The sequence below is a fragment of the Chryseobacterium pennae genome (assembly GCF_003385515.1).
Taxonomy (GTDB): Bacteria; Bacteroidota; Bacteroidia; order Flavobacteriales; family Weeksellaceae; genus Chryseobacterium; species Chryseobacterium pennae.
Map to the genome: position 1 here is coordinate 1 of NZ_QNVT01000063.1, position 2758 is coordinate 2758.

3 protein-coding genes are annotated in these 2758 nt (G+C 32.7%); all 3 read right to left on the minus strand.

Going from position 1 to position 2758, the window contains the following annotated elements:
• Positions 1-221 (minus strand): hypothetical protein (locus DRF65_RS29050; RefSeq protein WP_228439006.1); only part of this gene is annotated, 221 nt, incomplete at its 3' end.
• A gap of 432 nt (positions 222-653) precedes the next feature.
• Positions 654-1016: a hypothetical protein gene (locus tag DRF65_RS28115; RefSeq protein ID WP_115974008.1), complete on the minus strand. Its 363-nt coding sequence runs from the start codon at positions 1014-1016 to the stop codon at positions 654-656.
• A gap of 4 nt (positions 1017-1020) precedes the next feature.
• On the minus strand, positions 1021-2758 hold a 1738-nt coding region (locus DRF65_RS28120; protein ID WP_133297842.1), incomplete at its 5' end, for an RHS repeat-associated core domain-containing protein.

Consider the following 2758-nt stretch of genomic DNA (forward strand, 5'->3'; position numbering starts at 1 on the left):
AAACCATCCAGATAATCTGTAGCTAAGCCAGCCGTTCCTGATTTTTTAACCTTTGTTCCATCCGCTCTGTAGATATAATAAGTTGTTTTTGAATCTTGGATAACCTGTTGAGGCAAATTCAAGTAATTATATTTGATGGATGAGATTTTTTTATCCGGATGAGCAGTGTATAAGTAAAAAACCTTTGCTCTTGCAAAGGTTCTTTTATTTTGATTGCTCAAAGTCAGGAGACTTTGCGCAGCTGGAGGTAGTTTTAAATCGTCCTAAAGAAGTTTGTTCATTAGTTTTTTTATTTGTATAAATTACTTCTTCTTCAGTATATAATAGTTTGCCATCTGTATTTTTAACCTTTTGCCTTGTATGATCACTTGTATAATCACTACCTGGATCTTTAGTCTTGGATCTAATTTATTTGCATTTTTATGTGCAGCAGTATATCCTTTCCCATTGTTTTTTTCAGATGTTGCAACTGGGAATTTAACGCAAATGGATAATAGTTGTTAATGTCTGTTACTTCAATAGCATATGCGCTGTCTTTAGCAAAACTTACTCTTGTATTTCTTAAATGATCTTTATATTGGTAAAGATAAATAATTGTTAATAAAAATGCCACACAATGTAATCGTGCAGTCCGCAAAATCAAGTTTATTATATTATTTTATTATACAAATATTTTGATTTTTTTCTAAAGTATAATAATGATTATATTTAATTAGGGTTGAGTCATTTAAAATGTATTCATTGGGAGATTCAACACCATGTTGTATTAAATCACTAACAGGAATTATTTTTAAAGAATAACTTTTTCCTAATTTAATTTTTTTACAATTATGAGAACTATTTTCTTTAAATACTTCTATAATATCATTATTATCTGCTATTAATATATTAACTTCCTCATTTTCTTTAAAAGAGACTATTTTTCTTATTATATTAACAGGTTTTGAACTAATTATTACATTGTTTGTTTGACAACTGTAAATAAATAAAATAAATAAAACAACTATATTTTTCATAAAATTATCTTTTTAGCCTTTTATCATCTGCATAAACTTTATATAAAGGAAGCTTTTGGACTTTTCCATTAACATCTATTTTTCCCGCAAATCCTTCATAATACTTTCTACCTGTAGTTTCGTTTCTTGTTCTAGCTGATATAGCTATATTATCATACGGCATCATAGCTCTCGTTTGATCATGGAACTTATTAAAAACAGGACTGGGATTAAGGAAAGTACTAGTCGAAACATCACTTTTTGTTTTCAAAGACTCTCTTGTAATAAGCACATTTTCAACAACTTCATGAGTCATTCCTGTGCCTTTTTGTGTTCCTGTAAAACTTTCTGCATTTCCTAATACTTCTGGATTGGTATATTGGGTTCCAGTACTGATTTTTGTTGCTGAATCATAATTAGCTCCACCAAAAGATCCTCCTGGAATTAATCCTCCATCTGGTGTTATATTATTATTTTCAGCATAAATTCTAGAATCAGTATTTGGGCTATTTTTTATACCATCATATAACACCTTATCCGTATCAGACAACTTATTATAAGCGCTTTTACTTAGTTGTGTAGTATCTAATTTCCCATTGGAATCCTTAGTCATAGCAAGGCTACTATTTGCATTTAATTGTTCAAGTGCTTTATCTGCTAAATTTCCCAAAAGGTGGATGTCTTTATTTTCCATTCCATCTGGATCAATAAATCTTATTGGATTATTATAAGCATAGGTATAAGTAGACCATCTACGAGAAGTTTCTGCTAATGGATCTACTACACCCCACCTTCCAATATCCGGCATATAAAACCGTGCTCCGTAATCATACATCCCTGTTTCCTGAAGTTCCTTCCCGTTGTACTTGTAATTCTTATAAGTACCCTGTCCAAAAAATGTATTTCCGGTATTGAGGTGATTCATCCCAAATGGATAGTAATCATTGGCATCGGTGATTTCAAGAGCACCTGCGCTGTTTCTTCCGAAACTTATTCTCACGTTTCCAAGGTGATCCTTGTATTGGTAAATATACTGATCTTTTTGATAATCATAATACCCTTCTGCTGTTGGAAAAAAAGAAAGATTGGGATTCTTTGTTTGTCCCAAAGAACCTCTTGCTGTAGCTGGGACAATAGTATCATTGAGTGTATAGGCCTGGATCTCCATTGCCTTAGACATTTCCCGACTTTTAGACAATAACTCAGTATCACCACCATTACCTCTGCTTATAGAAGTACTCATATACTGGAAGCCATCCAGATAATCTGAGACAGCATTGACAGTATAGCAATCTACAATACCACATTCATAAGTTGAGTTTACTTTCTGAAGTTTTGTACCATTGGCTCCATATAAATAAGTAAGACCTACTCCGGACTGTAGCATGATCATTTTATCAGGAAGATTGAGAAAATTGTAAGCGATGGATGTAATTCCTTTATCCTTCATACTGGTCATACTTCCATTCAGGTCATACTCAATAATATTACCTCCTCCTTCATAACCTGCATTATTCTGGGTGCCATCTGTTACCGTCTGTAATCTGTTTCCAGCATAGCTATAGGTAAGATCATCAATCTGCATTGCGACTCCAGTAGTGGAGTTCTTAGCATTACGGTATAACTGAGTGATATTTCCGTTCAGGTCATAAATAATATACTCACTGTAAAAACTGTTTTGAGGTGCTGTTGCCCAGGGTTCGGAATAATGCCCAAACTTCAGTTTATTATCTGCATAGTAATCATAGGTATATCTTTTCAAT